Annotated in this window: 26 protein-coding genes and 1 pseudogene; 14 read left to right on the forward strand and 13 right to left on the reverse strand. The window is 39.8% G+C overall.

All coding sequences use genetic code 11. The features are described from left to right. The first annotated feature begins 9 nt into the window (after positions 1-9). From B1F84_RS16720 to B1F84_RS16730, 3 genes are all read left to right on the forward strand, one after another. Complete coding sequence (locus B1F84_RS16720; protein WP_131692138.1) at positions 10-618, forward strand: flavin reductase; 609 nt, start codon at positions 10-12, stop codon at positions 616-618. A 139-nt stretch (positions 619-757) separates the two neighbouring features. Then, positions 758-1,978 (forward strand): Xaa-Pro peptidase family protein, encoded by a 1,221-nt coding sequence (locus B1F84_RS16725; RefSeq protein ID WP_131692139.1) that lies wholly within the window; start codon positions 758-760, stop codon positions 1,976-1,978. Positions 1,979-2,087: 109 nt separating this feature from the next. Further along, positions 2,088-2,741 (forward strand): DsbA family oxidoreductase, encoded by a 654-nt coding sequence (locus B1F84_RS16730; RefSeq protein WP_008112307.1) that lies wholly within the window; start codon positions 2,088-2,090, stop codon positions 2,739-2,741. 23 nt (positions 2,742-2,764) lie between these two features. Here B1F84_RS16730 and B1F84_RS16735 read toward each other — a convergent pair whose 3' ends face one another. The 5 genes from B1F84_RS16735 to B1F84_RS16755 form a co-directional block, all read right to left on the reverse strand. Further along, a complete protein-coding gene (locus B1F84_RS16735) occupies positions 2,765-3,583 on the reverse strand; it encodes a transporter substrate-binding domain-containing protein (RefSeq protein ID WP_008112305.1) in 819 nt (272 codons plus the stop codon). A 154-nt stretch (positions 3,584-3,737) separates the two neighbouring features. Further along, the gene (gene ppiC, locus B1F84_RS16740) at positions 3,738-4,016 is read right to left on the reverse strand and encodes a peptidylprolyl isomerase PpiC (RefSeq protein WP_008112303.1); all 279 of its coding nucleotides are present in this window, start codon (positions 4,014-4,016) and stop codon (positions 3,738-3,740) included. An 87-nt stretch (positions 4,017-4,103) separates the two neighbouring features. Then, positions 4,104-4,502 (reverse strand): DCC1-like thiol-disulfide oxidoreductase family protein, encoded by a 399-nt coding sequence (locus tag B1F84_RS16745; RefSeq protein ID WP_008112301.1) that lies wholly within the window; start codon positions 4,500-4,502, stop codon positions 4,104-4,106. Further along, positions 4,502-5,029, reverse strand: a complete 528-nt coding sequence (locus B1F84_RS16750; protein ID WP_131692140.1) for a response regulator — start codon at positions 5,027-5,029, stop codon at positions 4,502-4,504. The genes B1F84_RS16745 and B1F84_RS16750 overlap by 1 nt, the downstream gene beginning before the upstream one ends. Beyond that, a complete protein-coding gene (locus B1F84_RS16755; RefSeq protein WP_131692141.1) occupies positions 5,026-6,264 on the reverse strand; it encodes an ATP-binding protein in 1,239 nt (412 codons plus the stop codon). Before B1F84_RS16755 ends, B1F84_RS16750 begins: the two co-directional genes overlap by 4 nt. A 380-nt stretch (positions 6,265-6,644) precedes the next feature. On the opposite strand from B1F84_RS16755, the gene B1F84_RS16760 reads away from it, so the two are divergent. After that, complete coding sequence (locus B1F84_RS16760; protein WP_131692142.1) at positions 6,645-7,724, forward strand: ketoacyl-ACP synthase III; 1,080 nt, start codon at positions 6,645-6,647, stop codon at positions 7,722-7,724. Positions 7,725-7,807: 83 nt separating this feature from the next. Beyond that, positions 7,808-8,194, forward strand: a pseudogene (locus tag B1F84_RS16765) (VOC family protein). A gap of 51 nt (positions 8,195-8,245) precedes the next feature. Here B1F84_RS16765 and B1F84_RS16770 read toward each other — a convergent pair. Both B1F84_RS16770 and B1F84_RS16775 read right to left on the reverse strand, forming a co-directional pair. After that, on the reverse strand, positions 8,246-9,607 hold the full coding sequence (locus B1F84_RS16770; RefSeq protein WP_131692143.1) for a leucyl aminopeptidase family protein: 1,362 nt from the start codon (positions 9,605-9,607) through the stop codon (positions 8,246-8,248). A gap of 82 nt (positions 9,608-9,689) precedes the next feature. Beyond that, complete coding sequence (locus B1F84_RS16775; protein ID WP_076919662.1) at positions 9,690-10,112, reverse strand: hypothetical protein; 423 nt, start codon at positions 10,110-10,112, stop codon at positions 9,690-9,692. A gap of 103 nt (positions 10,113-10,215) precedes the next feature. Here B1F84_RS16775 and B1F84_RS16780 point away from each other — a divergent pair, with 103 nt between their 5' ends. The 3 genes from B1F84_RS16780 (at position 10,216) to B1F84_RS16790 (ending at position 14,854) form a co-directional block, all read left to right on the forward strand. After that, positions 10,216-10,374 (forward strand): oxidoreductase-like domain-containing protein, encoded by a 159-nt coding sequence (locus tag B1F84_RS16780; protein WP_076919661.1) that lies wholly within the window; start codon positions 10,216-10,218, stop codon positions 10,372-10,374. A 334-nt stretch (positions 10,375-10,708) separates the two neighbouring features. Next, complete coding sequence (locus tag B1F84_RS16785) at positions 10,709-13,279, forward strand: TonB-dependent receptor (RefSeq protein WP_131692144.1); 2,571 nt, start codon at positions 10,709-10,711, stop codon at positions 13,277-13,279. A gap of 132 nt (positions 13,280-13,411) precedes the next feature. After that, on the forward strand, positions 13,412-14,854 hold the full coding sequence (locus B1F84_RS16790) for a sulfotransferase (RefSeq protein ID WP_131692145.1): 1,443 nt from the start codon (positions 13,412-13,414) through the stop codon (positions 14,852-14,854). On the opposite strand, the gene B1F84_RS16795 is transcribed toward B1F84_RS16790, so the two are convergent. Next, positions 14,823-15,731, reverse strand: coding sequence for an alpha/beta fold hydrolase (locus B1F84_RS16795; RefSeq protein ID WP_131692146.1), 909 nt, complete (start codon positions 15,729-15,731; stop codon positions 14,823-14,825). The two genes, B1F84_RS16790 and B1F84_RS16795, sit on opposite strands and share 32 nt — an antisense overlap. 129 nt (positions 15,732-15,860) lie before the next feature. Between B1F84_RS16795 and rlmF the strand changes: the two genes are divergently transcribed. Continuing rightward, on the forward strand, positions 15,861-16,793 hold the full coding sequence (gene rlmF / locus B1F84_RS16800) for a 23S rRNA (adenine(1618)-N(6))-methyltransferase RlmF (protein ID WP_131692147.1): 933 nt from the start codon (positions 15,861-15,863) through the stop codon (positions 16,791-16,793). Positions 16,794-16,812: 19 nt separating this feature from the next. Next, entirely contained in the window at positions 16,813-17,817 is a 1,005-nt protein-coding gene (gene ltaE, locus B1F84_RS16805) for a low-specificity L-threonine aldolase (protein WP_131692148.1), read from the forward strand. On the opposite strand, the gene B1F84_RS16810 is transcribed toward ltaE, so the two are convergent. From B1F84_RS16810 to B1F84_RS16825, 4 genes are all read right to left on the reverse strand, one after another. Continuing rightward, a complete protein-coding gene (locus tag B1F84_RS16810; RefSeq protein ID WP_131692149.1) occupies positions 17,800-18,384 on the reverse strand; it encodes a thymidine kinase in 585 nt (194 codons plus the stop codon). The two genes, ltaE and B1F84_RS16810, sit on opposite strands and share 18 nt — an antisense overlap. A gap of 77 nt (positions 18,385-18,461) precedes the next feature. Beyond that, positions 18,462-18,929, reverse strand: coding sequence for a methylated-DNA--[protein]-cysteine S-methyltransferase (locus B1F84_RS16815; protein WP_075170325.1), 468 nt, complete (start codon positions 18,927-18,929; stop codon positions 18,462-18,464). After that, positions 18,926-20,278, reverse strand: coding sequence for an AlkA N-terminal domain-containing protein (locus tag B1F84_RS16820; protein ID WP_131692150.1), 1,353 nt, complete (start codon positions 20,276-20,278; stop codon positions 18,926-18,928). Before B1F84_RS16820 ends, B1F84_RS16815 begins: the two co-directional genes overlap by 4 nt. Before the next feature lie 119 nt (positions 20,279-20,397). Then, complete coding sequence (locus B1F84_RS16825; protein WP_131692151.1) at positions 20,398-20,886, reverse strand: GNAT family N-acetyltransferase; 489 nt, start codon at positions 20,884-20,886, stop codon at positions 20,398-20,400. Between the two features lie 259 nt (positions 20,887-21,145). Here B1F84_RS16825 and B1F84_RS16830 point away from each other — a divergent pair, with 259 nt between their 5' ends. From B1F84_RS16830 to bfr (B1F84_RS16845), 4 genes are all read left to right on the forward strand, one after another. Further along, complete coding sequence (locus B1F84_RS16830) at positions 21,146-22,006, forward strand: cation diffusion facilitator family transporter (RefSeq protein WP_131692152.1); 861 nt, start codon at positions 21,146-21,148, stop codon at positions 22,004-22,006. Positions 22,007-22,274: 268 nt separating this feature from the next. Then, entirely contained in the window at positions 22,275-24,413 is a 2,139-nt protein-coding gene (locus tag B1F84_RS16835; protein WP_131692153.1) for a TonB-dependent receptor, read from the forward strand. A gap of 220 nt (positions 24,414-24,633) precedes the next feature. After that, the gene (gene bfr, locus B1F84_RS16840) at positions 24,634-25,107 is read left to right on the forward strand and encodes a bacterioferritin (protein ID WP_054201288.1); all 474 of its coding nucleotides are present in this window, start codon (positions 24,634-24,636) and stop codon (positions 25,105-25,107) included. 11 nt (positions 25,108-25,118) lie between these two features. Continuing rightward, a complete protein-coding gene (gene bfr, locus B1F84_RS16845; protein ID WP_008112262.1) occupies positions 25,119-25,583 on the forward strand; it encodes a bacterioferritin in 465 nt (154 codons plus the stop codon). A gap of 106 nt (positions 25,584-25,689) precedes the next feature. Here bfr (B1F84_RS16845) and B1F84_RS16850 read toward each other — a convergent pair whose 3' ends face one another. After that, entirely contained in the window at positions 25,690-25,884 is a 195-nt protein-coding gene (locus B1F84_RS16850; RefSeq protein ID WP_010389142.1) for a (2Fe-2S)-binding protein, read from the reverse strand. Positions 25,885-26,276: the final 392 nt, after the last annotated feature.

Raw genomic sequence — 26,276 nt, forward strand, 5'->3', positions numbered from 1 at the left:
AATTAACACATGCATTTTTCCAAAGACCGCATAGCCGCGCTTGAAAAGCACACACGTACGCATTTTATAAATTCATTGTCAGGGTTTAAAAGTGCTAACTTAATAGGCACACAGGATGAGCAAGGTAATACCAATTTAGCCATCGTTAGTTCGGTTATTCATTTAGGCGCACACCCACCACTTGTTGGCATGATCATGCGCCCGCACAGCGTACCAAGGCATACATTTGAAAATATTATAGAAACAGGCGTTTACACTATTAATCAAGTAAATAGTGATATTTACCAACAGGCGCACCAAACTTCTGCCCGCTATAGCAAAGACGAGTGCGAATTTGATGCAACCAACTTGACTAAAGAATACTTAAACGAGTTTAACGCCCCCTTTGTTGCGCAAAGTCGACTCAAATACGCGGTAAAATTTGTTGAGAACCAACATTTAGCGGTCAATGGTACCGAATTGGTTATTGGTGAAATAATGGATGTGTATGTAGATGAATCAGCACTCCAAAGTGATGGCTTTTTAGACTTACAAGCCATCGACACAGTTGCAGTAACCGGATTAGATAGTTACCACACGGCAAATAAGCTCACTCGCTTACCCTACGCGAAAAAATAGCCCTAGGTTATCAAGTCCTTCACAATAAGTGACTTGATAACTCATGCCCAGTTTTTGAGTTCCTTGTTCGCCAATCGCAATTAATTTGAAATTAAACTATTAAACCTACACACTATGCAAAATTTTGTAGGAGAAATATATGACCACAGTCGGTATTGGTACTCACACACCCGAGCAAGCACTTGCTAGTTTAAGTAATATGACCCACTCAGTAACGCCAATTCAGGCCGATGAGTATTTAGCGCGTATGGCCAAAGCGCAAGCCTATATGCAAGCGCACAACATTGATGCGATATATTTAAACGCAGGTACCAACTTAACGTATTTCACCGGAATGAAATGGTATGCCAGTGAACGACTTGTTGGCGCTATTTTACCTGCCGTAGGTGATGTGCAATACATTGCTCCACATTTTGAAATTGGCTCTTTAAATGGCTTTAAGGTTATTGATGGCCCAATACACGGCTGGCAAGAGCATGAAAACCCGTTTGAGCTATGTGTCAAAGTGCTTAAGCAGCTTAATATTAGCGACACCGCTACCGTTGGTATTGATGAAAGCGCACAGTTTTTCATTTTTGATGGTATCAATAAAGCCAGTTCAGGGTTAAAGCTAGTTAACGCACAACCTGTAACCGCGCATTGTCGAATGCATAAATCAGCTAATGAATTAGCATTAATGCAATGTGCCATGGATATGACTTTAGCGGTTCATCAGGCTACAGCGAGCATGCTTTATGAAGGAATTAGCACCGTAGAAGTCGAAGAATTTATAAAAAAAGCCCATCAAAAAGTAGGTGCACCGGGCAATTACTTCTGTATTGTATTGTTTGGCCTGGCCACCTCATTCCCACATGGTGTAAAAGACCCACAAATTTTGAAAAAAGGCGACATGGTACTTATCGATACTGGATGTAAAGTGCACGATTACCTTTCTGATATTACGCGTACTTATGTATTTGGTGAAGCAACCAGCCGCCAACGCCTATTTTGGGATTTTGAAAAAGCGGCACAGTTAGCAGCTTTCAATCAAGCAGCCCTTGGCGAAACCTGTGAATCGGTTGATCAAGCCGCTCGCAGCTACTTAGCAGCACAAGATTTAGGGCCTGAGTATCAAACACCAGGTTGCCCACACCGTACAGGCCATGGTATTGGCTTAGACATTCACGAATGGCCATATTTAGTTGGCGGTGATAAAACCCCGCTTGCCACAGGCATGTGTTTTAGTAACGAACCTATGCTGGTTATTCCAGATGAGTTTGGGGTTAGATTAGAAGATCACTTTTACATGACAGATGACGGCCCGCGCTGGTTTACCCAGCCAAGTTACAGCATTGACGACCCGTTTGGCTTAAACAGCTAATATGTAAAAAGAGCAGCACCTTCGCTGCTCTTTTTGTGTTCAGTGATTGATAATGTAGACTTCATCCCAATATCCATTGTTATTACTAAGCAATCCTTCAAGGATCCCTATGAAAAACTTAAAAATTGATATCGTCTCAGACGTAATGTGCCCATGGTGTATTATCGGTTACAAGAACCTAGAAACCGCATTGACCGAGCTAAAAGAAGAAATGAGTGCGGATATTACATGGCACCCTTTTGAGCTTAATCCAGATATGCCACTTGAAGGACAAGACTTAAACGAGCATTTGCAGCAAAAATACAGCTTAACCGAAGAAGAAAGCGCGCGAAATCGTCAAAATATGGCGGATGCGGGTGAACGAGCTGGCTTTACCTTTAATTTTGACGGTAAACGCATCATGATCAACAGCTTTGATCTACACCGCTTGCTAATGTGGGCTCGTGAAGAAGGCAAGCAAACTGAGTTAAAATTGGCGTTTTTTGAAGCACACTTCACCGATTTAAAATATTTAAATCAAGAAGATGCATTACTAGATGTGGTAGAAAAAGTCGGCCTTAACAAAGACACAGCCCGCGATATTTTACACTCAGATAAATACGTACAAGCGGTTCGCGAAGAGCAAAATAACTTTAAGCAAATGGGTATTACTTCAGTGCCTACTTTTATTATAAATGATAAGTATGCTCTTACTGGTGGGCAGCCGAGTGAGTCATTTATTCAAGCACTTAAGCAAATAAGTGAAGAAGAGGCTCAGCAATAAAAACCCTACTTTAAAAGTAGTAATTAGTTATTCAATTTGAATACAAGCCGTTTTTTAAGGTGGTTATCTTTCTCAATATACCCATAAAATTGCTCATATAGCGCATTAAGCTCGCCTTTTTGCGCTAATTTATCAAGGCCTTTTTGTAATAACTCAATAATGTGTTTATTTTCTTTGTTAGAATAAAAATAATACTGACTAGTGTATTGCAGCATTATGTTTGGTTCGATCACAAAGTCGTATTGTGAATATTTGTTTATTTCGGCTTGAATTGCCGTAACTGAGCGAGGGAAGTAATCTCCTAAGCCTTCATCTAACGCTTTGAGCATTCCAAAGTAATCAAGCTCTCCATTAACAGTTAATCCATTTTTCTTTAACACATAATAATCAGACCAACTTTGCTGCTGAAGCGCGATCAGCGGTTTAAGTTGTTCTAAGCTATTTATTTTTTCAAAGTCGGCTAAGCGGTCTTTTTTAATCATCAGGAGACGCTTCGCATGAAGGCCTCGGTAAATTGGATAACTTGTATGTAAAAGGTTATTTGTTTGAGATTCTGCCAAGCTTAACCAAGCTAGAGTTATCTCTGAATTCTTGTTCAAACTTTCTAAAATACGCTTATTATTCATTGGCTTATCTGTATAAGAAAAGCTTAACGTAGTCCCCACTTCTGCAAAAGCTTTTTTTAATAAGGTTGTGATATAGCTATTTTTTTGGGTAAATGGTGCATTTGGCTTTGCCAGTACAAGCACTATATCTTCTTGTGCACTATAAGCATTATTAATTGAACTAAAAAGCAATCCCAATAAAATTAAAATACGACTGAAAAATAAGCATAGCTTCATTCTTAGCTCCTACTATCGAATGGACTAACAACGCCGTTTTTAAATAAATCCCATATAAAAATGAGCGGTTCAATGACAAACATTGTAGCAGACAAATTAAATTGCAGTATAACTACTAATAAAGGGGTTGTATTTTAAGGCTAAATGAGGTTATTTAAGTACGATAAAGCACCTTAATAACATGCCAGCCAAATTTTGTTTTTACTAAATGCGGTTCTAAAATTGCGCCGCTAAAAGCGATTTTATCAAACTGCGGTACCATTTGGCCGCGTCTAAACTCACCTAAATCTCCGCCCTTTTTGCCCGACGGGCATGACGAATACTTTTTAGCTAAGGTTTGAAACTTTGCGCCTTTGCCTAATTGCTTAATGATATCTTCTGCAATTTCTTTGTGTTTCACTAAAATATGCAGTGCGTGCGCTGTATTTGCCATGAAAAAGCCCTTAAAACCTATTTACTAGTAATCTAACGCCGCGATTTTAGCACAGCCTTAGTGATCGAGCACTTGCTAAAAGTGTGGCTATAAGTAGTGATCTTTATCTTTTTGATGAGGAATTCGACAGTATTGGTATTTGCCAAATAATGTATAACGGTTTTTAGCTACTTTGTTATAAAACCAATCTGTCACTTTTCGCGGTAATAACTTAAATACGCTAAGCAACTTCCACGGATACCCTAATTGGCTGAATATACGAAAAACGGCTTGGCTTCGGGTATAGGGTTTTTGTCCTTCTATATATACCATCGAAGTAAAATCGGTGGTCGAAAAACCAAATTGAGCAAGTAATGCTTGCCCTGCTGGCGATTGCACGCTGCACAATTTAAATTTTATGCTAGGATCGTGAGCTATAACAAAATTGCACCATGCACTACACAGCTTACATTGCGCATCGAATAAAATAATTCTTTGGTTTTGCATTATTGCTGCACTGGTTTTTTTTGTAATTTACGCTGCAGTGTCCGCCTATGCATATTTAGCTGCCTTGCAGTCATTGATACATTACCGCTATTACTGTGTAAAACATGCTGAATATGCTCCCACTCTAGACGCTCGGGCGACATAACCCCTTCAGAAATTTCGGTTACTGTCGTACTTACCAGCTCTACCTTAAGTGCTTTTAATAAACTTGCCATATCAACTGGTTTGGTCAAATAGTCATTAGCGCCTAAGCGCATCGCCTCAACCGCCGTTGCTATACTTGCAAAGCCAGTCAGCAATACAATATGAGCATGTGTGAGTAAATGGCGCAGCGGTGCAATCAGCGTTAGTCCATTCTCATCAGCCAGCTTCATATCTAATAAAATACAGTCAGGCTGTTGCTGGCGAGCCTTTAGAAGTGCATCAGTGTGATTATGTGCGATCTCGCAATTAAAACCGTGCTTAGTTAGCCGCCGTGCCAACGTTGTCGCTAAATTAATATCATCCTCAATAATAAGTAGCTTCATGCTTTTGTCTCTGCTGTTAATAGTGGTAAAGTTACCTTTGCAACCGCCCCGCCTTCGGGGTGATTATATACCGTCAACGAGCCGTTTAACCGCTCAAAGGTGGCGTTTGATAACATAACTGCGATCCCCATTCCTTGCTCGCTCGGCATGAGCTGCCCACCTAATTCAGCTAATTGCGAGGGTGAAAAACCAGCGCCAAAGTCCCGAACAACGAAAGCAATACTTTGTGCATCCGGCTGTTGCCAACTCAATTCTAATTGTATTTGAGCGTGTTTTTGATTAGCAAGAACCGCATTTTGTAATAAATTTAAAATTGCAGGAAACAACATAGCATCACTTTGTAAAGTGGCTTCAGGTGCTTCATTAAGCCAAATTATTTGCTGATCTGGGTAGTGTAATAATAGGGTATCATTCAACTTTGCTTGCAGCTGCTTAGCCTCAATCGGTACTTGAGTTTGTTTATTACGAAGCTGCACTGAGAGCATTCTAAAATCATCCAGCTGAGTGCGACACTCCGACAGCGGTATTCGCATTTGCTGAATAACGTCATTATTGGGATGCTCTTCTAAAAGCTCTTCAAACAATAATTGTAAATTAGCAATCGGTGTTGCTAATTGATGAGTAATTTGCGCCGCTGCGCCATCGAGGGTAACCAGTTGTTCACTGCGCAGCTGTTTTTCTCTAACCTTCGAAATAGTTCGCTCACGCTGCTGTAAAGCACGGTTCATAGCCCCTATAACTAAGGCTATCACACAGGCACTTAGAACAAAATTAACCCACATACTAATAAAATGACCGCTCATATTTATTTGGTGCATACTGTGTTCGGGCATTTTAATTAATAATAAACTGTAGGCGGCAATGGCCAACACAGCAATATAGGCAAGCCCTCGAGCACCCAATGTTATTGCGGCTATCATAATAGGTAGTAATAGTAACGACACAAATGCGTTAGTTGCGCCACCGCTTAAAGACAACAAAATAGTTAAAAAAAGCACGTCTGCGGTCAGTTGCATCAACATACCAGCGGGCTTTGCTTGGCTTACCTGTCGGTAGGCAAAGACACTGGCTAACTGAAAAACCGCCTCAACAGCAATAACCCCTAACAGCGGCATAAGTGCAATTTGGTGATCTAGTAAAAAATAAACACTGAGTACCGCAATAAGCTGGACAACAATGGCACCACTGCGCAGCATTAATAATCGGCTAATAGCCGGGTCGGTTTTTATTAACACAATAAGGTTCACCTGTTTGAATATACACTGCTTTGTTATCCATTATAAATAATGCTTTTTACAGTAATGATTCCATAATATGCGCCTCATATTAGCTGCTCACTCAGCCGCACTCAAGCATATATAGTCAACAAAGCGTTCGTATTCTAATATGTGTATAAGGCCTATGAGCTATCGTGTAAAACACACACAATCATTAAAATCATTTGATTAACACAATAAAAACAAGCCACTTACCTTTAAACAAAAATGCAGCAAATAGTCCGTAAAATAGCAGTAATTACTATGCAAACCATGCTATAAACTAGTGTTAACAGCTAATTTTTGTTATAACGTATTCATTAGACGAACACGTCATACCACTTTTAAGAGAACACACTATGCCTTACGCACATATCACTGGTTGGGGTAAATGCATTCCACCAGCCAGCATCAGCAACGACGAAATAAGTGAAATTGTAGATACCACCGATGAGTGGATCACCACACGTACCGGTATTAAGTCTCGCAGAGTTAGCCATGTTAGTACTGCCGAGCTTGCCAGTGTGGCTGCAAAACATGCCATTGCTTGTGCCGGTATAGATGCAAAAGATATCGATTTAGTTATTTTAGCAACGTGCACACCGTCAACTGTAGTGGCAAACACCGCCTCATTAGTACAAAAAAATATTGGTGCCACAGGCGCTGCAGCCATGGACACTAACGCGGCATGTTCTGGCTTTTTATATGCTTTACAAGCTGCGACAGCGCAAATTCAGGCTGGGATGATAAAAAAAGCCGTAGTTATTGCCGCTGAACGCATGACTTGGTATGTAAACTGGGCGCGACGCGACAGTGCTGTTTTATTTGGTGATGGTGCCGGTGCCGTTGTGCTTGAAGCAGCAGAAACACCTGCAGGCTTATTAGGAACTAAAACCGGTTGTGACAGCGAAGATCGTGATATTTTACACATTACTAATTTTGGCAGTGATTTAAATAAATATGAGCCAATTGGCCCATCAGACCTTTTATTTGAAGGGCGTGAAATATTTAAACGTGCCGTTAAAGGCATGAGTGAAGCCTGTGACGACGTGCTTGAACAAGCCAACCTTAAGTTAGACGATATCGATGTACTAGTTCCGCATCAAGCTAACTTACGCATTATTCAAGCAATTCAAAACCGTTTAAAGGTTGAAGACAGTAAAGTAATGGTTAACATTGGCGAATACGGTAATACCTCTGCTGCAACGATTGCCATTGCGCTGTGTGAGGCCGTTGAGCAAGGTTTAATTAAGCCGCATGCCAATATTATGTCGGCTGCATTTGGAGCAGGCCTAACGTGGGCAGCAAGCTATATCAAATGGGGCGAGCGAGTAACACCCATTGCTGTTAGCGATGCTAAACTTCCACCGTGTGATAAAACAGGTTTAGAGCTTGTTGCACCAGCTGTAAAAGCATGTAAAGACGTAGAGCCTAGCTAAAAGCTAATATTACACCAAGCAAATATGTATTGATAAACAGCGCACTGCTTTCAGTGCGCTTTTTTGTTTTTTAAGGAAAATATATGCAACTACTAGGCATTCATCATGTAGCCATCATTTGCAGTAACTACCCTCGCTCTAAACATTTTTATAGTGAAATATTAAAACTTACGATTATTAATGAGCATTATCGAGCAGAGCGTCAGTCTTACAAACTCGATTTAGCTTTACCAGATGGTAGTCAGTTAGAATTATTTTCGTTTAACGATGCGCCGAGTAGACCAAGCTATCCCGAAGCACAAGGACTTAGACATTTAGCATTTAAGGTTAGTAGTGTAGAAAACAGTAAAACGTATTTAGAGTCGCATTGAATCGACGTAGAAGAAATAAGAGTGGATGAAATTACCGGCAAAAAATTCACCTTTTTTGCCGATCCAGATGGTTTACCCCTTGAGTTATATGCGCTTTAACATCAAATAACTCAAGGCAAGGTATGTTTGATTTAGTTAACCCTAGTTAGGTTAGTTAAATCGATTTTGTAGGTAAGTAAATACTGCACGAATGCCCAGAGCTTCACCACCTGCAGGGCGCCCTGGTAATGCTCGTAAGTTCCATGCCATTACATCAAAATGAACCCATGGTGTGTTTGGCTCTACAAATTCTTTCAAATAAAGCGCAGCGGTTATTGCGCCACCAAATGGCGTACTTGAACAGTTAGTCATATCAGCCACATCGCTTTTCAAAAATGGGGTGTATTGCTCGAATAACGGTAATTGCCAAACAGGGTCGTTAACTTGCATCCCCGAATCCATAATCGCATTAGCGACATCACGTTCCGTTGAGAAAAAGCCTGGCAGCTCTGTCCCTAAAGCAACCCGGCACGCACCAGTTAAGGTAGCAAAATCAATAATTAATTCAGGCTCATCGTTTTGTGCTTCGCTCAAAGCATCACACAGAACTAGTCGCCCTTCTGCATCAGTATTATCTATTTCGACCATAATACCTTTACGGGTTTTTATTACATCGCCAGGGCGAAATGCATTACGCGAAACAGCATTTTCAACCGCAGGTACTAAAACACGAAGACGTATTGGTAAGTTAGCAGCCATGATTAATTGAGCCAAGGCTATAACATGCGCAGCCCCACCCATGTCTTTTTTCATGTTACGCATGCCTGAACTTGGTTTTAAATCTAGCCCACCTGAGTCAAAACATACACCTTTACCGACTAATGTAATTTGTGGCGCATCAACCGCCCCCCACTTCAAATCGAGTAAACGCGGTTTGTTTTCACTTGCACGGCCTACCATATGAATAGTTGGATAATTTTGTTCTAATAACTCATCGCCTACCCATTGGGTAAACTCGCCGTCGAATGTATCAGCTAAATCGCTCATAACTTGTGATAAGTGCTGCGGCATCATATCCGCAGCTGGGGTATTAACTAAGTCACGGGCAAGATTAATTGCATCAGCCTGTTGTTTTACTTGTTCATATAATGTTTTATCAGCAATGCCAAGCTGAGCTTTCGCTGTGGCTTTTTGCTTGTACTCACTGAACTCATAACCACCTAACACAAAACCTAAAGCAAGTTGAGAAACTAAAGATTTATCGCCTTGAATTTGATAGCAGCCTTTAGGTAATTTACTTGCGAGATCGCCTGCGGCCCAAAAATCATCGGCTCGTTGCATAATGCAAAATACGTGGCTTAATTCACCGGTTTCTGAGTTTGGTATTAACGCCAGTCCAGACTTTTCAAAATCGGTATTTACAAGCCACTGCTGCACAAAGCTTGGTTGCTGAGTAAGCCAGTCTATTAATTCATTTTTAACAATAAAAGATAGAGGAATTCCTGAAGAGGTATGACGAAGTAAAGCGCTCATTAATGACTCACATAATAGAAAATGATGCCTTAGCATAACAATAAGCACTGTTAAAAGGTATAGCTAATTATGTTCTACTAGCTCACTTCTTTTCGGGGGGGGTTGAGTCTTGCTGTTGGTTTTGTTGAGCAATTTGTTGATCAATTTCTTTAATAGGCTTATTCATACTAAAAGAACTCGGCAATACATCAACGCCCACTAACTGCCCTAGTTTAACAACCAATGGAATAGTTAATGGTGCAAACGGTAATAACGCAAACACGCCTAGCCCCAATCCTTTTAATATATCAACAAACTGCTCGTTGGCGCGTTTTAGCTCTGCTTTGTTTGTTTGCCCTTGGGTATAACGCCTATAAGTTATTAGCATTTCTTTGGTTTCTTGCTTTTCCTGAGCAAGGGCTATTTTAAGCGCGACCATAGCACGACGAAAGCGTAGTTGTTGTCGCTTTTTACTTATTTTAGCAACCCGCCAGGGTGCACGATGAATGACTTTATATAATCGCATAGCCTGTATTCTCACACAGCACTCTAAGTTCACAAAGAATAATTTACACGCTTTATTCAATCATTTATTCTAAGCGTCCTTTTTTCCACTTTTGTAATAAAAAATGCAAAAAAACATCCCTAGTACTAAACCCGAAAGACCAAAATCTGATGAATGCTGTGGCGGCGGCAGTTGCTGCCCTTGCGTGTGGGATGAATATAAAGAAAAGCTGGCTGCATGGAAAAAACACCATAGTGAAAATATCAACAGTAAGTCAATTTAATTCAATAATAGAAAATAACTAAAATAGCTTATTTAAATAGTTATTATGTATCAATGCCTGCTTTTACCGCCTTTTCTCGCTCTAGTTATGATTAACCCTGCGTTGTTTTTAGATAAACCATTTGTTTCAACTTGTTAAATACTAGTTAATTAGCCATTGCCCTCTTTAGTTTTTTTATCTATAGTCTATTTCGAGGACTCACAGGAGGTGCGCTTAATTAATTAAGCTTTTAGGAGTGAGTTAGCAATATTTGCTCCCCATTGAATGTGAAATGTCCACAATAATAAGTCAGTAAATAGACTATACAAATCAATTCTAACTGGGGATATTTAGAATGAAATTAAAAAGCAATGCGCTTCAACAGGCGATCAAATTTGCTCTAGCAACAACAGCCGCAGGCTTGTTTGTTTCTGGTTCAGCAATTGCTCAAGAAGAGCAAACCGAAGTTAAAGTAAACAAAAATGTAGAAAAAATTGCCGTAGTTGGTACGCGCTCTGCGCCTCGCTCTATTGGTGATTCACCTGTACCTATCGATATTATCGGTGGCGAAGAGCTTAGCAAATCAGGTAATACTGATATGTTAGAGCTATTAAAAGGGGCTATTCCTTCTTTAAACGTTCACTCAATGCCAATTAGTGATGCTGCATCATTAGTTCGCCCTGCAAATTTACGCGGATTACCTTCAGACAGTACACTCATTCTATTAAACGGTAAACGCCGTCACCGCGCATCTGTTATTGCCTTTTTAGGTGGTGGTATAAACGATGGTGCTCAAGGTGCCGATATTTCAGTTATTCCAAGTATTGCACTAAAACAAGTAGAAGTACTGCGTGATGGTGCTGCTGCACAATATGGTTCTGATGCAATTGCAGGGGTTTTAAACTTCCAACTTAAAGATGCCTCAGAAGGCGGATCGTTTGAAGTTCGTAAAGGCCAATATTACGAAGGCGACGGTGATACAACCCAAATTTCAGGTAATGTGGGCTTACCATTTACCGATAGCGGTTTTGCAAATTTAAGTTTTCAGTACAAAACAGCCGATGCGACCAGCCGTTCTGTACAAAGAGCCGATGCCACAGCACTTGATGCTGCAGGCGTTCCAGACATTGCCCCAATCACCCAAGTATGGGGTGCACCAGAGGTTGATGACGACATCTCTATCTTTGGTAATGTTGGCTTAGAGCTGACTAACGACTCACAATTTTACATGTTTGGTAACTACTCAGAGCGTGACGTACGCGGTGGCTTTTACTACCGTAACCCACATACTCGTCCTGGTGCTTACTCAAATGATGGTGGCGAAACACTTCTTGTTGGTGATTTAACCGGTGATATGAGCGGTAATTGTCCAACAATCATGATTGATGACAACGTTCTTGATAACCCTGACTACATTAATGGTGTAGCAAACAACCCTGATTGTTTCGCATTTAACGAAATGCTTCCGGGCGGTTTTACACCAAACTTTGGTGGTAATATCACAGATACGTCACTTACTATTGGTACTAAAGGTGAGTTTACTGGCGGCTTTTTAGAAGGCGCTTACTATGATTTAAGCGGTACGGTAGGGTATAACGAATCTCGCTACTTTATATACGACACAATCAATGCATCATTGGGTCCAGATAGCCCGCGTGATTTTAGCCCAGGTAAATATGAACAATTAGAGAAAAACTTTAATTTTGATATTTCAAAGGGTTTTGACTTTGACTTAGCTTACGATGTAAACATTGCCGGTGGTCTAGAATGGCATGAAGAAACCTTTACCGTAGTAGCAGGCGATGAAGCTTCGTTTATTGCCGGTCCATTAACTGATCAAGGTTTTGGTATTGGTTCTAACGGTTTCCCTGGGTTTAAACCATCAGATGCAGGCGAATATGACCGTCGTAACTACGCCGCTTATATTGATATTGAAGCGCCATTTACTGAAGAGTTTTTAATGGGCTTAGCGCTTCGCTACGAAGACTACGATACCTTTGGCTCAACCACTAACTATAAGTTAATGGGTCAATACCACCTTACTGAAGATTTAAATATCCGTGGTTCAATTAGCACCGGTTTCCGTGCACCTACGGTAGGTCAAGCGAATGTTAGTAACGTACAAACTAACTTAAGCAGTGGTGTACTAGTAGATTCGGCATTGTTACCACCTACAAACCCAATTGCTATTCAATTAGGCGGTACTGAACTTGAGCCTGAAGAATCACAAAGTTACACCTTTGGCGCGGTATACACCATTGGCGATTTATTCTTAACAGTTGATTACTACAACATCCAAGTAGATGATCGTATTAGCCAATCAGATAAAATCGAACTTAGCCAAGCAGATAAAGACACCCTTGAAGCGGCTGGTGTACCTAACGTACAAAACCTAGCGCAAGTTAGTTTCTTTACCAATGACTTTGACACCACAACGCAAGGTGTTGACTTAGTTGCTAACTACTCAGCTGAATTGTTCAGTGGTAGCTCTACATTTAGCTTAGCTTACAACTGGAATGAAACAGAAGTAACACGTTCAAGTGATATTACCGGTGCGTTTAAAGTAAGTCGTCTTGAAAATGACTTACCTAATCACCGTGCAACACTGAGCTGGGCACAACAATGGGAAAGCTTTTCAGCATTTTCTCGCCTTAATTACTTTGGTGAGTACCAAGGCGTTCACGTAGATTATGATGAAACGGCTAAAATGGCTGATGCAGCAGTCACATTAGATGTTGAAGTAACTTACTTCATGAATGACTCAATTAGTTTCTCAGTAGGTGCACAAAACCTACTGGATCAAGAAGCAGAGAAACTTGATTTCACAGTGGCACCAAATAACAACTGGGGTGGTAAGTATTACGAAACATCTCCATACGGAATTAATGGTGGCTTTTACTACGCTAAAGCAACCTATACTTTCTAAAATGTGTTAACAATAAACAAAGGCGAAATGTGTGATGCATTTCGCCTTTTTATTGGCCTCAAATAATAACCTTACTCTCACTTATTTTGCTGTTTTAGGGTTATAGTAAATAAAAAGAATATTAGTTGTATTATGCTACTAAAAAAAGCGAATGAATTATTAGCACAAAACAAGCTTAGAGAAGCTGAGTTTCATTACAAAACGCTATTACAAGCAGAGCCAGATAATGGTGATGCCCTGTTTGGCCTAGGTAAGGTGGCGCTGCGTTTAGAACAATTTGATGCCGCTGTGTATATACTACAACGAGCGTGTCAGCACCTCCCTTATGTATTGGAGCCTTTGTATGCATTAAGTGATGCATTTAATGCGGTCAACTCCCCTGAAGATGCGCAAAAAGTACTCGAATACGCAACAAGCATTGCCGCAGACAACCCAGATACCCATTATTATTTAGCTCAGCACCATTTAACCTTTGGCGAGCTCGATAAAGCACAGTCAACGCTTGAGGAAGCATTAAAGCTTGGAATAGCACCGGTTACGGCTTATGTTTTATTTGAATTGGTACAATTAGGGCGCTTTAATAAAGCAAATAATTACATCGATCAGTTACACCATTTTTTAACGCAAACAAATAACCTACGCTTAAAAATGGTCTGCTACTATGCTTTAGCTAAAAGTTACGACAAGTTAGACGATACTGATCAAGCGTTTAACTATTTTGTTATTGCCAATCAGCAACAACACAAACTCAGTGAATTTAATACTGAAGATTTAATTGAGTTTTATGACCAACTTATTGAATATAACAATGAGAGTGTGCTTAATTTAGCAAACCTAAATAAAAAATATCCTGTTACGCCCGTGTTTATTATTGGTATGCCACGAAGCGGTTCAACCCTACTCGAGCAAATGTTAGCAGGGCACAGTCAATGGACAACGCTTGGAGAGGACACCAGTATTAGCAATAAGGTAGTGGCTTTTTTAGAACATAAAACAGGATTACGCTACCCTCAATGTTTAACTAAACTAACAACGCCTTTAATTAACCAAGCCAGAGCTATTTATTTAGATACGTTAAATTCTTCGGGGAGCAACGGCACATATGTGATCAATAAACTGCCTAGCAACTACCAAAACTTAGGGTTAATTTATATTTTATTCCCAGATGCTAAGTTTATTAACCTGACCCGCAACTTTCACGCAACCGCATTTTCAGTGTTTACTAATTACTTTGCTGAAAACGAACCCTATTTTTGTGATTTAAATGAATTTGCTTTGTACCATCAGCTTTATGAAAAACTAATGAGCCATTGGCAGCAATTTAACCGCTTAGCTATTTATAATTTAAGTTATGAGCAGTTAATTGAAAGTCCCAAGGAACAGTTAACCGCACTATTGAGTTTTACTGGCTGCGAATTTGAACAGACTTGTTTAGACTTTTACAAAAACAAAAGCGCCGTTACAACGCTCAGTAAACATGCCATCAGGCAACCTGTAAATAACAAAAGCCTTGATAAGTGGCAGCGTTATGAAGCCCCTTTACTTAGTTTGCTCTCGTTGCCTCAAACCAATTAAGCACATCCATAAACTGTTCTTGGCGTGCCTGAGGGTGAGTAAGCATATTAATATGGTCGTAATCTACTTTGTGCCCAAAGCGGCGGCCATATATTTGCATTTTTTGCACCCCAGTACCTGATTCATCAATAAACTTTTGAATATCGATAGGCTGCGCCAATGCTTTATCTTTTACTGCAGCAATATGTAACGTTGGAGGAAGCATAAGATTTGCTAATGTTTTAGCGTAGTCAAAGCCATCATCACTGTCTATCCACGGATTTTGCTTAGCCCACTGCATACTTTGGTAATGCGACTTTTGAGTTTCGTCATCACTACCCCACTTCAAGCGTTTTGCCGGTAAATAACCGTGTTTTTTCGCTAAAATTGGTGCCATAAAATACCAAATCAAATTGGCCTGAAATAACTTTTTAGGGTGGTTATTAAATAGCGAACGCTTTGAACCAAAATAGGCACACGCTTTTACATCGTTTATCAGCTCAGGAAAGCGAGCAAACACGCTATTAAGCAACACCCCACCCCAAGAATGAGCAACTAAAAAGTCAGGTTTTTTACTCTCTAACTGTTCAATTTTCTCAATAAATGCCGGAATATCTTCAACAATCGCCTCAGTTTGTCCATACCGTGCTTGCTTACAAATAGCTGGCTTACTTTCACCACGCCCGCGTAAATCAGCTACGTAGCAACAATACCCTTGTTCAGCTAAAAAAGGCGCTAACCCTTTATTGCTATGAGTGTAAAATATTTTGCCATTTTCTACCGCGCCATGAATTAATAGCACCACAGGCCCACTTGGCTGCTGGTTTGCGATACGGCGCAAATGCAGTGTTTGATGGTCACCTAATTTAATAAAAACAGACTCTTGAGTAACTGCCAAAGCGAATTCCTTATAATTGCTAACAACTCATCCTACCAGTAATAACTGGTAAGCCAAAGGGAAAATTATGCACTTTTTCTGTCTGTATTTGTTACTATTGGCTTTTATTCCTGTTGTTAAAAAAGCCTCATGAAAGCAAAATCAACTCGTTCTAAATTACATCCGCGCAATCAACACAAAAATGGTTACGATTTTAATTTGCTTACCTCGCAAACCCCTTCGTTAACTGCTTTTTTAATTACGACTCCAGCAGGCAATCAAAGTATTGATTTTAGTAATAACTTAGCTGTAAAAACCTTGAATCAGGCGCTATTAAAAAGTCATTACAACATTAACTTTTGGGACATTCCTGAGCACAACTTGTGCCCACCTATTCCAGGTAGAGTAGATTATATTCATTACTTAGCTGACTTACTCAGCGAAGATAATCAGCAGGTTATTCCCACTGGCCGACAAATTAAAGTGCTTGATATAGGCACTGGCGCTAACTTAGTTTACCCGCTAACGGGCAATAGCGAATACCAATGGCATTTTACTGGCAGCGACATAGACTCTGCAGCAATAAAAATAGCCAAGCAGCTCGCTCAGTTCAATAATCTAAAAATAACGCTTAAACAACAAAAAAATCCCGAGCATATTTTTAAAGGGGTGATTAATGCGAAAGATTTGTATCATTTAACGATGTGTAACCCGCCATTTCACGCCAGTGCAGAAGAAGCCAGTAAAGGCAGTGAACGTAAATGGAAAAACTTAGGCAAAGCGCCTTCGCAAGCACTTAATTTTGGCGGACAAAGTAATGAGCTGTGGTGTGAAGGTGGTGAATTAGCATTCATTTCTAACATGATCAAAGAAAGCTGGGATCACAGTGACCAAGTAATTTGGTTTACCTCGTTGGTTTCTAAAAAAGAAACTCTAGCAGCCTTAGAAGCACAGCTAAAACAACAGCCTATTAGTGAATTTAAAATTGTTGAAATGGCACAAGGGCAAAAAGTCAGTCGCTTTATTGCATGGAGCTATTTTGATAAAGCCACCCGAAAACAAATTTGTGAAGAATTAGTATAAAGCCACTTAAGGACACCCCATGATAGATTTTCGCTCAGATACAGTAACAAAGCCGTGCAGCAAAATGCGGGATATTATGTATCATGCCCCCGTCGGCGACGACGTTTATGGCGATGATGAAAGTGTAAACCAATTAGAAGCTTATGCTCGATTACGTTTTAATGTGCAAGATGCACTTTTTTGTAGCTCAGGCACACAAACAAATCTACTTGCATTAATGGCCCATTGTGAACGTGGCGATGAGTATATATGTGGCCAAAATGCTCATAACTACAAGTTTGAAGGCGGTGGCGCTGCCGTTTTAGGCTCTATTCAGCCACAGCCTATTGAAAATGAAGCCGATGGTAGTCTATGTTTTACTAAAATTGCTGCAGCAATTAAACCCGATGATAGCCACTTTGCAAAAACCCGCCTGTTAAGCCTTGAAAACACCATAGGTGGTAAAGTACTCGGTATTGATTATTTACTCAAAGCACGGGAATTTGTTGATCAACATAACTTAGCACTGCATTTAGATGGCGCTCGCGCTTTTAATGCCGCTGCCGAGCTTAACGTTGATATTAAAGAAATAACCCAACATTTTGACTCTGTATCTATTTGCTTATCAAAGGGATTAGGTGCACCTGTTGGTTCATTATTGCTTGGTTCAACAGCATTGATAGCCAAAGCAAGACGGTGGCGAAAAGTGCTTGGCGGCGGTATGCGCCAAGCGGGTATATTAGCTGCTGCGGGGCAATATGCGTTAGAAAATAACACGCAACGTTTAGTCGATGATCACGCTAATGCACGTTATTTAGCAAAGCAGTTAAATAACGTGGCAGGTTTTAACGTAAACATGAGTAATACCACAAACATGGTTTACGCTACGTTTGATAACAGCATAAACATCACAAAACTAGCAGCAAATTTAAAAGCACAGGACATTGTGTTTAGCCCAAGTAAGCAACTTAGGCTAGTAACCCATTTAGGTATAACCAAAGCGGATATAGATACCTTTATAAAAGCCCTAACGGCCCATATTTAACGCGGCTTTATAATGTTTGCGGCACACCGATTCATAACGGTCGTTGCCGCCAATTTCTACTTGGTTGCCATCGGAAATAGCCTCGCCATTTTCATCGGTACGTAATACGTGATTTGCTTTACGCCCACAATGACACACCGTTTTAAGTTCTATTAACTTATCAGCCCAAGCAAGTAAATATTGCGAGCCGCTAAATAGCTCTCCTCTAAAGTCGTTTCTTAAGCCGTAACACAATACGGGAATGCCTAATTCATCGACTACATCGGTTAACTGCATAACTTGATCTTTAGATAAAAACTGACATTCATCCACGAGTACACAATGACGTTTTTTATCACTATTGAGCGATTTAATTAGCTCGTACACGTCTTTATCCGCATCATAAATATGCGCATCTGCTTGAAGGCCTATACGAGAGGATACTTTGCCCACTCCTGCTCTATCGTCAATGGCAGCCGTGAGGATCACCGGCTCCATACCGCGCTCTTTATAATTAAACGCTGATTGTAATAAAGTGGTTGATTTACCTGCATTCATTGCAGAGTAGTAAAAGTATAATTGCGCCATGGCCGTGCCTTCAAATAAAAAGTGCGCTTATGCTACCCTAAAGTGCAGAGAATACAAATTTGGAAACGCTATTTTATTTATTTTGCTTCGTGCTCTAGTAACCATTGCTTACGCTCTAGGCCACCAGCATAACCAGTTAGCTTTTTATTTGCACCAATGATGCGGTGACACGGCACAATAATGCTGATTGGGTTTTTGCCATTTGCAGCCCCCACCGCCCTCACTGCTTTAGGATTATTTAATTGTATGGCAATATCTTTATAGGTTGCCACTTTAGCAAACGGTACGCTTTGTAATGCCTGCCATACGCTTTGCTGAAATGGCGTGCCGCCAGTATCAAGCTCTAAATCAAACTCAGTACGCGTATGAGCAAAATACTCATTAAGCTGCGCCACACAAGATAAAACATGTGAATTAGTCACCTTATTTAAAGGCGTACTGGTATAACTGGTCGGTGGATAAAACCCCACATAACTAATACCGTTTTCAGTTGCCTGAATAATAATATCGTCAATCGGGCTGGGTAAACTGGTTTGCACTATCATAATTGCTGCCAAAGTTGAAAAGTTAAGTAAGATCGAAATGGTGCACAGTTCGCAGATTCAAACGAGCTTGCTGCCGCTTGGGCTTTTTTAACCCCTAAATCGCCATCAAGTAAAATATCGGGTTGGCTTTGACCGCGCAGTTTTGCGTAATTAACCGTCCAAGGGCCAATTCCTTTTAAAGTAAGCCATTGGTCTAAATCATCCTCCTTGGGGTGAATAGCACAAAATTCAGCGAGATTATGCAGTGCATTTTTACGTGCCTGCGGCATTTTAAAAAAAGCAAAATCACTACCTGCCACTACTTCAGGTGTTGGAAAGTACACCTTTCCCTCTTGTTGCTCCGAAAGCTGTTGCACTAATTGAGTCACTAAATTATGCGCCGCAGTTACACTCACCTGCTGACCTAACACAGCGCGAATACCCGCTTCAAAGGTTGACCAAATACCCGGTAACCTTAAGCCTTTAGTAAGTGGAAATGCATTATTAATGTGTTCGCTTAAATGCGCCTCAATTAAATAAGTATCTGCATCTAAATCAAGTACACGGCGAATGTTGTTAATAATTGGCTGTAAATATTGCGTATTATCTATATCAATTTGCACCCGAAAATGATGTTTATCTGCAATAAATTCAGCATTAAAGCGGCCTCTACACGATTTATAAGTAAAAGTACGCCCATAACTGGTTGGCGTTAACCACTCTATTGGCTCTATAAGTCGTTTTGCTAAAAACCCATGCAATGCTTGCCAGTTATACGGCGGACGAAAAGGCAAAATTAAGGTGAGCCCAAGATCAGCTGAGTGCTTGGCGGTTCTGAGCGCTGAGGGCGCGATATTAAGTTGTTTTAAAAAAGCATCATTGAATCGTCGCACACTTTTAAAGCCGGAAGCAAACGCTATCTCGGTAAGCGGTAAGCTGGTTTCTTGAATCAATTTTTTTGCAAAATGGCATTGATTGAATAATCGATATTGAGTAACTGAAAGACCAAAATATTGAGAAAAAAGCCGCCTTAAATAGCGACTGCTTATTCCTAAACGCGCAGCAAGTACTTCACAATCACACTCGTGATATTGATCAATTAACTGCTTAGCACGCAATGCAGTGGTTTGTGATCCCAGCCAAGCAGCACTACCTGGTGCGCTATCGGGCCTGCAACGAATACAAGGCCTAAACCCTGCTTGCGCAGCAGAGTGCGCAAACTGATAGTAGGTTACATTTTTTTCATGTGCAGTGGGCGCGGGGCAAATTGGCCGACAATAAATACTTGTGGTTTTTACCGCTACATAAAAAAGCCCATCAAAACGCGCATCGCGGCTCTGACGCGCTTTTTGCCAATGCTGATTAACCATAAATTGCTCTTATAAGTTATGTAGCGCTTAGCTTAACAAAAACTAGGTATATTACTGGCCATATTCGGCACTAGGGTCTGTTAACCTTTACGGATTTAACCTTAAAAGGTCAACAGACCCTAATCTTTGTTTGCAAAATCAATCAATGCTTGGCCCGTTAAACGATATATAATCCATTCATTCTGTGGCTCAGCGCCCATGCTATTGTAAAAATCAATCGCGGGTTTATTCCAATCAAGCACTACCCACTCAAAGCGACCACAGTCTTTGCTTATTGCTCTGTTTGCCAGCTCTTTCATGATAGCTTTACCGGCACCATTTCCACGGCTACCTGGGCTAACATATAAATCTTCTAGATAAAGACCATTTTTACCTAACCAAGTAGAGTAGTTGTAAAAATACACCGCAAAACCAATTGGTTCATCATCTTGTAAACAAATTAAACTATGCGCTGTTGCGCCGTCGCAAAACAGTGTATCTAAAATTGCTTGTTCATCTGTTTTAACTGCATCTGGCTCTTTTTCGTAAATGGCAAGCTCATTAATAAAATGCAGAATTGTTTTTGCATCACTTGGCTGTGCATCGCGAATTTCTATTGCTGTGTTCATTGTTATTAACCCTTCAAAACGACTTTTATGCCTATTAAATTTAAAATAAAAAGTGCCTAAATAATTATGATAACTTAAGCCATTAATACATTTACTTATACCCTAGCATATCGTTTTTATATTCAATACGTAACTATCACGGGGTTATTTAAATTTAGCCATTACGATATCTAAAAAACAAATTAAAACAGCGCTTTTATAAATGGTAAAAAGTTGTCATTATGGGTAAAAAGTAAAGCAATAAGGGAGTTTAACTAAAATGGGTCATGGTCACTCACACAGTCACGTTGATGATAACCAAAGTGATAAACAGCTCACCCTTGCCGTATTTATAAATGTTTTACTGACTGCAGTGCAAGTTGTTGGTGGCGTATTTTCTGGCAGCCTTTCATTAATTGCCGATGCATTACATAACCTAAGTGATGCGGCTTCTATTTTTATTGCCCTCGTTGCCCGAAAAATTGGCAATAAACAGGCTGATACAACCCATCATTTTGGCTATAAACGCGCAGAGATACTAGCAACCCTTTTTAATAGCACTACGTTAATAGTGATCGGTGGTTATTTAATTTTTGAAGCCATAAATAGTTATTTAAACCCCCAACCTATCAATGGCTGGATCATTGTATGGGTTGCCGCAGTGGCGCTACTCGTTGATTTAGTCACTGCGTTATTAACCTTTAAAGCCGGCGCTAAAAACAACATGAATATAAAGGCGGCGTTTATTCATAATGTGTCTGATGCAATGGCATCAATAGTCGTTATTATTGCCGGTACTTTAATCATTTTATACCAGTGGTATGTAGTTGATTTAATAGCGACCATTTTAATATCACTGTACGTTATTTATCATGGTGTATTATTACTTAAAGCCAGCTGCAGCATTTTAATGCAGGCAGCCCCCATTGGTTTTGATCAGCAACTTATAAGCAAAAAATTACTACAACAGTTTGCTATTACGCAAATAAAATCAATAAAAGCGTGGCAACTGGACGATACTACCACTCACTGTGAAATTGTGATGCAAACAGATACCCCTATTGAGCTTAATGCCATAAAACACTATTTACATGATGAATTTGCAATTGAACACTGCGTAATTGAGTGTTGTTCACCTTAGTTTGATTATACAAAGTACTTTGTAATTAAAACTGAACACATCTTTATTTTTATGCCTTGTGCAACAAAACGCAGAAGGCCTGCTAACAATAATCAACTGCCGTTACGAGCATCTATTTTTAACGCAACGTTATATCTGACCCCCTATAGCTTGCAATAGCATGCATGCAAATAAAAACAATTATCATTAACCTTGCGTTTACTTTAAATTACTCTTAATATTGCGCCCATCATTAATACAACTAAAACCATTCAAACGAAGGACCCGCATGTTTAAAACATCTCTGAGCTTAATAGCATTAATAGTCAGTGGCGCCAGTATTGCAGACGAATCAACGATCCAAAGAAATTTAAATCAAACAGAAATGGAGCACGTTATTGTTTCGGGTAGTCGTGTTTTTGAAAGTATTGATGAAGTCCCTGCTTCCATAACTATTATTAGTCAAAAGCAAATAGAAGCGCATTTAAAAGTTAATCCAGAATTACAAAGCCTTTTAGCACAAATGGTTCCCGGCCTTGCTCCAGATACTGGAAGCTCAAGTAATTCAGGACAAACTTTACGCGGGCGTGCCCCACTGCTCATGATTGATGGCGTGCCACAGTCAACGCCACTGCGTAACGGATCATTAGGGGTAAAAACCTTAGATCCAAGCGCAATAGGTCGAATAGAAGTCATAAAAGGAGCAACGTCAATTTATGGTAACGGCGCATCAGGCGGAATTATTAACTATATTACCAAGCAAGCACAAAGCGATGGCCAAACCCAAGGTGAAATAAGCTTATCGAGTCGTTTTAGTGCGGTAAAACTTGAAGAAAGCGCAGGCGCAAGGTTATCTGCAGCATTGAATGGTCGTGCCGATAAGTTTAGCTACTTAGTAACTGCAAGCTATGAAGAAAACGGTGTACAACGCGATTCGCAAGGCGATGTTCTCGGTTTACAATATGGTTTATCTGATGCCGTTACACAAAATTACTTCACTAAGCTTGGCTATGACTTTGATGATGAAAAGCAACTCCAATTTAGTTATAACTACTTCAGTTCACAACAAAAAACCGACTTAGGCGATGTTGTTGGTGATATGAGCCTAGGAGAAAAAACCTACGCCATTCATGTACCGTCAGAATTACAAAAGCAAGGTAAACCACAAGGGCCAGAAGGCAACGAAAATATAACCTTAAAATACACCGACTACGCACTGCTTGAAAACACACAAATGACGTTAGACCTCTATACGCAAGATATAGAAAATGTGTTTTTCTTCTCTCCAAACCTTGCCAATCCGGATGAGAATTATCAAGGTGGTCAATCAGTTATAAGTTCAGAAAAAAAAGGCGCCAGAGCAACTTTTAATACCCAGGTAGACTTTGACTCAGTTGAAGCGTCATTCATTTACGGAATTGATGCGTTAAATGATGTAACTGCACAACCGCTGGTTGATGGGCGTGTTTGGGTGCCAGAAATGGACATGAAAAGTGTCGCGGGCTTTTTACAAACTAAGTGGGTTATTGCTAATGACTTAATAATAAAGGCCGGTGTACGCAAAGAAAATATCGACCTTAGCGTAGATGATTATCGAACGCTTAAATTATGTAAAACGGCCACGCAATGCTCTGTGCCAATTAGCGTAAAAGGCGACACGGTTGATTACAATGCTACGACCTATAACGTGGGCATTAAATACAATCTAGATGAAAAATTCAGCCCCTTTTTAAACTACTCACAGGGATCTGATATATCAGATATTGGCCGCCTACTTCGCTCTGCCACAGTAAATGATATAGGCCTTATTCAAACTCAAGCTTCAATTATCGATAATTATGAAATTGGTTTTAATTCTCAATTTGATGCAGTTCGTTTAGAAGTCGCAGCATATCGAAGCACCTCTGAGCTTGGTACTACAAACAAATTTAATGAAGTAACCGGTGTTTATGAACCGGTTAGAGCACCTCAAGAAATTTGGGGTTATGAAGCCTTAGTAGACTACACCATAAGCCCATCTCTTAAATTACTGGCAACGTATAGTTATGTAGAAGGTAAAAATACTGAAGCCGATATATATTTAGGCTCTAAGCAAATCAGCCCACCAAAAGCCACAGCCAATCTTAACTGGCAACCTACGGACACCCTGTCATTAACATTAAGTTACTTGTATGTGGGTGATAGAAAGCGCTTTGAGCCTAATGATAATGGTAAATATGTTGGCGATCAGGGACCTGTCGATAACTACACTGTGTTTAATTTAAGTGGTCAGTATCAGTTCGCAGACAACTGGAAAAGTTTTATCGGGATAGAAAACCTATTTAACCAAGACTACTTCCCTGCCCGTGCGCAATCTTACACCTATGGTGGATACAACATTAAAGGTTTAGGTACAACGGCCACAGTGGGTGTTACTTATCAATTTTGATCACTTACGCGTTCATACTTTTACGGTATGAACGCGCTTATACCCTCAACTAACTTGCTGATCTAAAATACAAATAACAACCTGTCCGTTTATTAACCAGCAATGCAAACTTAAACGAGAATCAAACTCAATATTAACCATATGATTTATAAGTAAATTACTTGCAATTCTGTGCCTATATACTAGACTAGCCACAATTAGAATTTTTAGGATAAGCGCTATGAAAGGTAATCAAAAAGTAATCGACGCCTTCAATACATTGTTAGCTAACGAATTAGCTGCTATTGACCAGTATTTTATTCATTCTCGTATGTACGACGATTGGGGCTTAAACAAACTTTATGAGCGTCTTAACCATGAAATGGAAGAAGAAAAAGACCACGCTGACTGGCTAATTAAGCGTATTCTTTTTTTAGAAGGCGTACCAAACATGACCAAACGTCGTGACCTGCTAATTGGTGACGATGTAAAAAGCATGATGCAAAACGACTTAACCTTAGAACTTGAAGTGGTTGAGTGTGTTAAAGACGTTATTGCTATCTGTGAACAACAGCAAGATTATCAATCTCGTGAAATTCTAGAAAAGCTATTATTTGATACCGAAGAAGATCACGTCTACTGGTTAGAGCAACAACTGGGTCTGATTGACAAAATTGGCACTCAAAACTATCACCAAGCTCAAATGGGCGAATAAGGACTTACATTATGAAAGGCGATAAAGACGTTATTGCAGCACTAAATAAAGTACTTGCTAATGAGCTTGTGGGTATTAACCAATACTTTTTACATGCACGCATGTTTAAAGATTTTGGTTTTAGTAAACTAGACAAAGCTGATTACAAAGTATCGATACAAAAAATGAAAAACGCCGACCGTTTAATTGAGCGTATTTTATTTTTAGAAGGCCTGCCTAACCTTCAAGATTTAGGACGCTTACGCATTGGTGAAAACAGCGAAGAAATGATTGCCGCTAACATGAGCTTTGAACTTGATACAGTAGATGAGCTACGTGCTGCGATTAAACTAGCTGAAAGTAAAAAAGATTACATTAGTCGTGAAGCGCTCGATAACATTTTAAATGAGCAAGAAGAGCAAATTGATTGGCTAGAAACACAGCAACTACTGATCAAAAACACTGGGCTTGAAAACTACTTACAATCGCAACTGTAAATTAAAGTTATAAATACAAAAAAAGCAGCTAAGGCTGCTTTTTTTATGTTTAATTTTTAAATGTTATACCAATTCGTTTAGGTAGGCCTATTTATGTAGATTACTATTAAGCCACTTGATCGGTTATATCTGCAATTTGAATCAGTTTACGATTGAGGATCTTTTTAGTACAACAACAACACTTACCGCATTGGCTGCCCACTTTAAGCTCTTTAGTTAGCTCGCGCATGGTAGTAGCACCATCGTCGATGGTTTGCTCAATTTTTTTATCGGTCACACCGTGACAAAGACAAACATACATGAATACAAACAACTCTCAATTTCATTTAGTGGGTTTATATTAATCTAAACGAAAATAGTTATCAATTGGTTTTTGATCAAAAATTAAATTTTTTGCATTTTTTGGCCAGCGCCACTTAAATTGAGAATTCGCGGCAGCTTGAGAATTGTTTGAATTTCATTCGAGGTATGGCACTTAAATTGAGATTTATTAATTAGAGTTCACCTTAAATCTAAGTAAGATTAGGTTTAGGTAAATATTTGAATAGTTGCAAATTAATTACATTGAGGCTTTAGAAACCTTAATGTATGAATATAGAATTAGTGAGTGGGCTATTTCCGGTTTGTGCCATTTGCAGACAGTGGTAACGCTTGCAGCACGCGCGCCCACGAAATGGAGCCGGAGGCGCAATG

The organism is Pseudoalteromonas sp. DL-6 (assembly GCF_004328665.1).
GTDB lineage: Bacteria > Pseudomonadota > Gammaproteobacteria > Enterobacterales > Alteromonadaceae > Pseudoalteromonas.

Coding starts and splice junctions, on each gene's coding strand:
- B1F84_RS16720 (WP_131692138.1), top strand. CDS start 10: ATGCATTTTTCCAAAGACCGCATAGCCGCGCTTGAAAAGCACACACGT.
- B1F84_RS16725 (WP_131692139.1), top strand. CDS start 758: ATGACCACAGTCGGTATTGGTACTCACACACCCGAGCAAGCACTTGCT.
- B1F84_RS16730 (WP_008112307.1), top strand. CDS start 2,088: ATGAAAAACTTAAAAATTGATATCGTCTCAGACGTAATGTGCCCATGG.
- B1F84_RS16735 (WP_008112305.1), bottom strand. CDS start 3,583: ATGAAGCTATGCTTATTTTTCAGTCGTATTTTAATTTTATTGGGATTG.
- ppiC (WP_008112303.1), bottom strand. CDS start 4,016: ATGGCAAATACAGCGCACGCACTGCATATTTTAGTGAAACACAAAGAA.
- B1F84_RS16745 (WP_008112301.1), bottom strand. CDS start 4,502: ATGCAAAACCAAAGAATTATTTTATTCGATGCGCAATGTAAGCTGTGT.
- B1F84_RS16750 (WP_131692140.1), bottom strand. CDS start 5,029: ATGAAGCTACTTATTATTGAGGATGATATTAATTTAGCGACAACGTTG.
- B1F84_RS16760 (WP_131692142.1), top strand. CDS start 6,645: ATGCCTTACGCACATATCACTGGTTGGGGTAAATGCATTCCACCAGCC.
- B1F84_RS16770 (WP_131692143.1), bottom strand. CDS start 9,607: ATGAGCGCTTTACTTCGTCATACCTCTTCAGGAATTCCTCTATCTTTT.
- B1F84_RS16775 (WP_076919662.1), bottom strand. CDS start 10,112: ATGCGATTATATAAAGTCATTCATCGTGCACCCTGGCGGGTTGCTAAA.
- B1F84_RS16780 (WP_076919661.1), top strand. CDS start 10,216: ATGCAAAAAAACATCCCTAGTACTAAACCCGAAAGACCAAAATCTGAT.
- B1F84_RS16785 (WP_131692144.1), top strand. CDS start 10,709: ATGAAATTAAAAAGCAATGCGCTTCAACAGGCGATCAAATTTGCTCTA.
- B1F84_RS16790 (WP_131692145.1), top strand. CDS start 13,412: ATGCTACTAAAAAAAGCGAATGAATTATTAGCACAAAACAAGCTTAGA.
- rlmF (WP_131692147.1), top strand. CDS start 15,861: ATGAAAGCAAAATCAACTCGTTCTAAATTACATCCGCGCAATCAACAC.
- ltaE (WP_131692148.1), top strand. CDS start 16,813: ATGATAGATTTTCGCTCAGATACAGTAACAAAGCCGTGCAGCAAAATG.
- B1F84_RS16810 (WP_131692149.1), bottom strand. CDS start 18,384: ATGGCGCAATTATACTTTTACTACTCTGCAATGAATGCAGGTAAATCA.
- B1F84_RS16815 (WP_075170325.1), bottom strand. CDS start 18,929: ATGATAGTGCAAACCAGTTTACCCAGCCCGATTGACGATATTATTATT.
- B1F84_RS16820 (WP_131692150.1), bottom strand. CDS start 20,278: ATGGTTAATCAGCATTGGCAAAAAGCGCGTCAGAGCCGCGATGCGCGT.
- B1F84_RS16825 (WP_131692151.1), bottom strand. CDS start 20,886: ATGAACACAGCAATAGAAATTCGCGATGCACAGCCAAGTGATGCAAAA.
- B1F84_RS16830 (WP_131692152.1), top strand. CDS start 21,146: ATGGGTCATGGTCACTCACACAGTCACGTTGATGATAACCAAAGTGAT.
- B1F84_RS16835 (WP_131692153.1), top strand. CDS start 22,275: ATGTTTAAAACATCTCTGAGCTTAATAGCATTAATAGTCAGTGGCGCC.
- bfr (WP_054201288.1), top strand. CDS start 24,634: ATGAAAGGTAATCAAAAAGTAATCGACGCCTTCAATACATTGTTAGCT.
- bfr (WP_008112262.1), top strand. CDS start 25,119: ATGAAAGGCGATAAAGACGTTATTGCAGCACTAAATAAAGTACTTGCT.
- B1F84_RS16850 (WP_010389142.1), bottom strand. CDS start 25,884: ATGTATGTTTGTCTTTGTCACGGTGTGACCGATAAAAAAATTGAGCAA.